Here is a 6,441-nt window from a genome sequence, read left to right on the forward strand (position 1 = left end):
TTTTGTAGGCTATTTCCCTCAAGGCCTAAAAAATAGAGAAATAAATCAATTTCAAAAAAATGGCAAAGAAGTTTATGTTTCTTTTCTATTACATAGTTATATACGTCCATCTACTTGAATAATATGAAATAGTAAAGTATGTACAAAGTAAAGAAAGGTATGATGAAGGGGATGCTAGAGTCTGCCAAAACAAAAACAAATTACTTTATTCATATTAATCTCTATTTCTTTTTCAAAAGACTATTAGATATTATTCTAGGTGTAGTGTTATTCATACTGCTGTTACCACTATTTATATTTATTTGTTACAAGATAGCTAGAAAGGAAGGTAAGCCAATCTTTTATCGCGAGTTAAGAGTAGGGAAAAATAATCGCACATTTATGATGTGGTCATTCCGTACAATGACTAATGGATCGAGAGTCATACGCCAGTTACCTCCATATCCATTCCCTAGTTCATGGGGAAAGGGAGTGCCAGATTACTTTAAAATTACGAGAGATCAGAACATAACATTTACAGAGACTGGTCTTTGGCTTAGCAAGTATCATTTAGATAAAATCCCACAATTAATTCATGTAATTAGAGGAGAAATGAGTCTAGTAGGACCAAGTCCAGAACGACCAGAAATAGCAGACTATTATAATCGCCAGCAAATGAAACGTCTGAAAGTAAGACCTGGAATAACTGGATTTGCTCAAATCGAAGGTGCAACAAATAAGAACCACGGTCAGAAAATCAAATACGATCTCTATTACACTGAGAATTGTTCCTACAAATTAGATGCGAAAATATTCTTTAGGTCAGTCAGACGCTTGTTTATAAAATTAGCAGAATAAATTGTTAGCCAGTATCCTGAAAAAATGGTTGCTGGCTTTTGTGTTTAGGTTGTTCATTTCTTCGATAGTGTTTATTATGGAGATAGGAATAATTCGTAATGTTAAGGGGGATTTTAGTTGGTTATTCTTTTCTCAGCAAAAATTTCAGAAAAACATCAAGAAAGATTACTGGAACATTATCCAAATGAGAAATTTATTTTTACAAATGGGATGCAAGAAGCGGGGCAATATTTGGAACAAGCGGATGTTGTCGTAACATATGGAGAGGATTTAAATGATTCGATGTTAGAAAAAGCATCGAAACTAAAATGGATTATGGTACTTTCAGCTGGAGTAGAACGATTACCATTTAAGCAAATTCAAGAAAGAGGTATTATTGTAACAAATTCTCGAGGTATACATAAAACTCAAATGGCTGAGTACAGCTTATCCATGATGCTTCAAGTATACAGACAAGAAAAGCAATTACTTGAAAATGAGAAATTAAGCTATTGGGATAAAAGCATTCGAGTGAGAGAAATCACTGGCCAAACCCTCCTCGTATTAGGTACTGGTGCCATTGGTCAGGAAGTAGCGAGATTAGCAAAAGCTTTTCATATGACAACAATTGGTGTTTCTAGAAGTGGTCGCCCAGTGGAATGTTTTGATCAAGTATTTACCATTGAAGCTATAAACAAGACGCTTCCAAGTGCTGATTTTATCGTATCGGTTTTACCTAGTACGAAGGAAACACACTATCTACTAACGGAAAAACATTTTCATATAATGAAAGAAAGTGCCGTATTTATTAATATAGGCAGGGGCGACTTAGTGAAAACCGAAACGATTCTTAAAGCAGTCAAGGAAAGGCAAATCGACCATGCAGTGTTAGACGTTTTCGAGCAGGAACCTCTACCAGAAGACAGCCCTTTATGGTCTGAGCCAAATATAACGGTAACCCCACATATTTCAGGGCAATCTCCAAATTACATGGTTCGGGCTTTATCCATTTTTCAAGACAATCTAGATAAGCTCATTAAAGGAGAAAGTGATTTTACTAATTTAGTTGATCCTACTAGGGGGTATTAAGATGAGAATTTATACAAGATCAGGGGACAAAGGTTTAACCTCGCTAGTGTACGGTAAACGAGTACCGAAAAACGACCTTAGAGTAGAAGCATATGGAACTTGTGACGAAGCGAATTCGATGATAGGTCTAGCATCTAGCTTACTAGAACAGGAGAACTGGGATGGGAAGGAGCAGTTCCTTGAGCAAATGCATCGTGTTCAAACGATTCTTTTTCATGTCGGGGCAGAATTAGCTACACCACCTGATAAAGAAGTAGCATGGAAGCTAAAGAAAGAGCATATCGATGAACTAGAGAAGCAAATTGATAAATGGGATCAGCACCTAGAGCCATTAAAGCAATTTATTCTACCATCCGGTCACCGTGCTTCTAGTGCACTTCATGTTGCAAGAACAGTAACACGTAGAGCAGAACGCCTTGCGGTTGGGTTAGTGGATGAGCTACCCAATCAACTAGTAGTTTCTTATTTGAACCGTCTATCTGATTTTCTTTTTGTTGCAGCTAGGTATGTAAATAAGTCGTTAGATGGTAAGGAATTACCACTGAATACAGACGTGTAATGAAGAAGCAAGCAGTGTGATAATTTTTACTGCTTGCTTTAAATTTGTTTTGGTATGCTGTTAAGTTATAATATTTATCACATTAAAATATACTAATATTGACAAGAATGATTGGATAAGCGTACACTAATTATAAAGATTATAATATAATAATAGTATCAGACTTAGAAATTCTCACGAAAGCGAGGTGCATGGCGTGTCAGAAAATAGACTTCAAAAGGCGATTGTTGCGTTGAAAGAGTCGGGGGTACGGATTACTCCACAACGTCATGCGGTGCTTGATTATCTAATGAACTCAGTTATTCACCCTACAGCCGATGATATATACAAAGCACTAGAAGGAAAATTCCCAAATATGAGTGTAGCAACAGTATATAATAACTTACGTGTTCTGCGTGAGAACGGATTGGTTCGTGAATTAACATACGGCGATTCCTCAAGTCGGTTTGAAATTAATTTAACTGACCATTACCATATTATTTGTGAATCATGTGGAAAAATCGTCGACTTTCATTATCCGTCATTAGATGAAGTTGAGTCCTTAGCTGAAAAAGTTACTGGATTCGAAGTTAGTCATCACCGAATGGAAGTATACGGAACTTGTGAAGATTGCAAGGAAAAACATATTAATTAAACTAAAAGCCCTGCTCCAGTATTGACGGAGATCAGGGCAATTTTTATATTAGATGAACTAATACCCATTCCTTTACACTATTAATAAACCAAATATTTTGGCAGAGTGGTAATTCTTTTTTAGATATAACTCTTTCTTCTATTTTTCCTTCATTTAACAGTTTCTCTCGATATGTACCTGCTAACAAACCACATCGAACAGGTGGTGTATACAACATACCTTCCAGTTCTACAACGACATTCCCTTTAGTAAATTCGGTTATTTCATTGTTTTCGTTCCATAATAATACATCAAAAACATCGTTCATATCCTCAAGCGCATGATTATACACTTTCCGATTGGTTGTTTTATGGTAGAGATAAATGTCTTTTTGTGATACAGGACGTTTTGCTAATGCTACTGTTGGGTTGTCTATACTTGATGTTTGTTCAGGTGAGATAGTTACCGATAAATTTCCGTCTTGATGAAGTAAAACCCTTACCCTCCATTTACCTTTTGGATGTTGAACAGCAATAGCTTGAAGCTTTTCTACTAATAGTTTCTGTTTAAATTCATACTTAAAATAAGAAGCAGAGTGTTCAAGTCGTGTTAAATGGTTTTGTAATACGAGATACTTTCCGTTTATTAGTGCGATAGTTTCTATAAGTTGGAAAGTAGCTGTAGTATTTGACAGTATTTTAGCTTTTGTTAGTACTTCCTCATATTCCTCGTCTTCTTTAGAGTCCCAAGTAATACCCCCACCGACGCCATAAGTTGCATTTCCATCTTGATTAATCACAACAGTTCGAATAGGGACATTGAAGATAGCTTCTTTATCAGGCGTTATAAACCCAATCGCTCCACAATAAACCTCTCGAGGTGTTGTTTCTAGTTTATGGATTATGTTCATCGTGTTAATTTTCGGTGCGCCAGTGATTGATCCACATGGAAATAACGCCTGAAAAATATCGACTATGCTTTTTGTAGACTCAATCTCCCCCGTTACAGTAGAAGTCATCTGGAAAACAGTCGGATACTCTTCAATTGTAAATAGCTCGGGAACTTTTACAGAGCCAGGCTTCGCTAATCTACCTAGGTCATTTCGTAGTAAGTCAACGATCATCACATTCTCTGCTCGATTTTTTTCTGATTGGTATAGCCAATTAGCTTTTTCCTTGTCCTCTTTTATTGTTTTACCTCTGTCAATCGTTCCTTTCATTGGCTTCGTTGTAATTTTGTTATCCTTAAGGTGGAAAAATAGTTCCGGAGAAGCGGATAGAATGTTAAAGTCATCTATATCTAAAAAGGCACTGTAGCTAGCTGATTGTGAACTGGCAAGCTTTTTGTAAAAGGCGAAGGGATCACCATGAAAATCTGCATCCATACGAATAGTATAGTTAACTTGATACGTTTCACCGTGTTCGATATTCGACTTGATTTGCTTAATCGCTCGATTATACTCCTGAATAGAAGTGTTTGGAGTCCAGTTTGATGTATGGAAAGAACCAATTGATTTATCTAGATGGTCTCCGGTATTTTTATAGATTCCGAACCAGAGTAATGGCATACGAGTCGTTATATAAACCTTCATAGATTGTTCAAAAGCAGGTGCAGCCTCATACGACAGGTACCCAGCAGCATAATATCCGCTATTAATGGCATCCTGAACTTTTAGTAAACTAGGAATAACTTGTTCAATTTCATATGTAGTAATGATATCGATTGGATCCTTAAAAGTAGTTGTAGCTCCATTAAAATCAAATTGAAGGAAAGGTGTTGGTTTGTACATTTAAAGCTTTCCCTCCTTTTTGGTGAAAAAATTTCCTAACAGTGCTAGACCATTTTCGGATAATATCGATTCCGGATGACCCTGGATTCCTTCTATTGGATAAAGTGTATGTCTTAGAGCAGCAATATCTCCTGCTTCAGTATAAGCACTTACTTCTAATGAGTTTGGAAGGTTTAGCTTATCTACTATTAGAGAATGATACCTTGTTATATTTAAAGGATTAGCTAAATCTTTAAAAATTCCCTTCCCATCATGTTTAATAGAAGAAACTTTTCCATGAGTCGGTTCTTTTGCTTTAATAATTCTTCCACCGAAAGCCTCCGCAATAATTTGATGACCTAAACAAACACCTAGAATAGGATAATCTTGATAGTAGTGTTTAACCAACTCTAAACAGATTCCAGCAGTACTCGGATTACTAGGGCCAGGTGATATTAAAATATGAGATGGGTTAAGAGTACGGACATCTTCTAAAGTCAGTTCGTCGTTCCGTCTAATAACAATTTCTTGTTCAAGTTGATATATATATTGAACTAAGTTATACGTAAAAGAATCATAATTATCTATTATAAGAATCATTGAAACTCCTCATTTCTAAAAAAATAACATCTACCAATGGGCAGATGCTATTTCGTGTTGTTATTTTGTTTCTTCTTTTCTCTTAAGTATTTTCGTGAATTGTATTTTTCATCAAATTCTTTACCTTCAAGATCCTTATCCATCGTTAGTGGTTGTTTACAATGCATACAGGCATCAACACGTCCTAACATTTTTGTAGGCTTCTCACAACTTGGACATATAATAGGAATTGCTTTAGTCGAAAGCATCCCAATCCAGAAATACACTACAGTACTAAGTACAATTGAAATAACTCCTATCAGAAAGAACAATGCCATTAACCAATCAATTTTCTTTACTAATAAACCTATGTACATAAAGCCGATACCAGCAAATATAAGTATTAAGGCAAAAGAACGGATTTTATTTATTTTACTTGAATAAACTAGTTGAGCCATACCTTTTTGTCCTCCTTATTTTATACATGAGTAGTATAGCATTTTTTCTTAAACAATAGAATTGTTTTCCTATAACATGGACATAGTATAGGAAAGTTCTTTGTAACATTATGAATTAGTAGTGGCGTAAATAGAGTGAATTTAACGACAAAAGGATTATTCAAGAATAGTGTTGACTTAGGTTATAAACCATGATAAAGTAATATCCGTTGCTCAAATGGAATCATTCATTTAGCGACAAGTAATTGAAAATAACTTTTAAAAAGTGTTTGACATTACAACAGGAAACATGATATATTATTAAAGTCGCTGATTTGAGAAGGCGGCCAAGAAAGTGAAAAACTTCTTGAAAACTTGTTGACATAATCTAGTCAACGTGATATGATATAAAAGTTGTCGCTGATAAACGACAACAAAGATTTGCTCCTTGAAAACTGAACGAAACAACCAGTATGTCAAGAAGAAACATACCCTGTTTTTTCTATTAAAGAATTACAGAAGCTAGCAGCTTCTTTGCTAAGAACTTTCCTGTGGTTGAGGTGTCAATCACAGACAAACT

The 6,441-nt window shown here is 35.4% G+C and carries 7 protein-coding genes; 4 read left to right on the top strand and 3 right to left on the bottom strand.

Annotation, left to right across the window (positions count from 1 at the left end; genetic code table 11):
* Window positions 1–138 precede the first annotated feature (138 nt).
* The 4 genes from AB1K81_RS15705 to perR all read left to right on the top strand — a co-directional run bounded on the left by AB1K81_RS15705 (window position 139) and on the right by perR (window position 3,098).
* Complete coding sequence (locus tag AB1K81_RS15705) at window positions 139–837, top strand: sugar transferase (RefSeq protein WP_412977613.1); 699 nt, start codon at window positions 139–141, stop codon at window positions 835–837.
* A 117-nt stretch (window positions 838–954) separates the two neighbouring features.
* Entirely contained in the window at window positions 955–1,905 is a 951-nt protein-coding gene (locus tag AB1K81_RS15710; RefSeq protein WP_412977614.1) for a D-2-hydroxyacid dehydrogenase, read from the top strand.
* Between the two features lies 1 nt (window position 1,906).
* Window positions 1,907–2,464 carry a cob(I)yrinic acid a,c-diamide adenosyltransferase gene (locus AB1K81_RS15715; RefSeq protein WP_412977615.1) on the top strand — a complete coding sequence of 186 codons (558 nt, stop codon included), beginning with the start codon at window positions 1,907–1,909 and terminating at the stop codon, window positions 2,462–2,464.
* Window positions 2,465–2,660: 196 nt separating this feature from the next.
* Window positions 2,661–3,098, top strand: coding sequence for a peroxide-responsive transcriptional repressor PerR (perR, locus tag AB1K81_RS15720; RefSeq protein WP_412977616.1), 438 nt, complete (start codon window positions 2,661–2,663; stop codon window positions 3,096–3,098).
* A 43-nt stretch (window positions 3,099–3,141) separates the two neighbouring features.
* Here the strand turns inward: perR and pabB are convergent, their stop codons facing one another.
* Genes pabB through AB1K81_RS15735 form a run of 3 tightly spaced genes read right to left on the bottom strand, consistent with a single transcriptional unit; the run spans window position 3,142 to window position 5,882 of the window.
* Window positions 3,142–4,866, bottom strand: a complete 1,725-nt coding sequence (gene pabB, locus AB1K81_RS15725) for an aminodeoxychorismate synthase component I (protein WP_412977617.1) — start codon at window positions 4,864–4,866, stop codon at window positions 3,142–3,144.
* Complete coding sequence (locus AB1K81_RS15730) at window positions 4,867–5,445, bottom strand: anthranilate synthase component II (RefSeq protein WP_412977618.1); 579 nt, start codon at window positions 5,443–5,445, stop codon at window positions 4,867–4,869.
* 47 nt (window positions 5,446–5,492) lie between these two features.
* On the bottom strand, window positions 5,493–5,882 hold the full coding sequence (locus tag AB1K81_RS15735; RefSeq protein ID WP_412977619.1) for a YgzB family protein: 390 nt from the start codon (window positions 5,880–5,882) through the stop codon (window positions 5,493–5,495).
* Between the last annotated feature and the right edge of the window lie 559 nt (window positions 5,883–6,441).

This window comes from Ornithinibacillus jepli, assembly GCF_047228935.1.
GTDB lineage: Bacteria > Bacillota > Bacilli > Bacillales > Amphibacillaceae > Ornithinibacillus.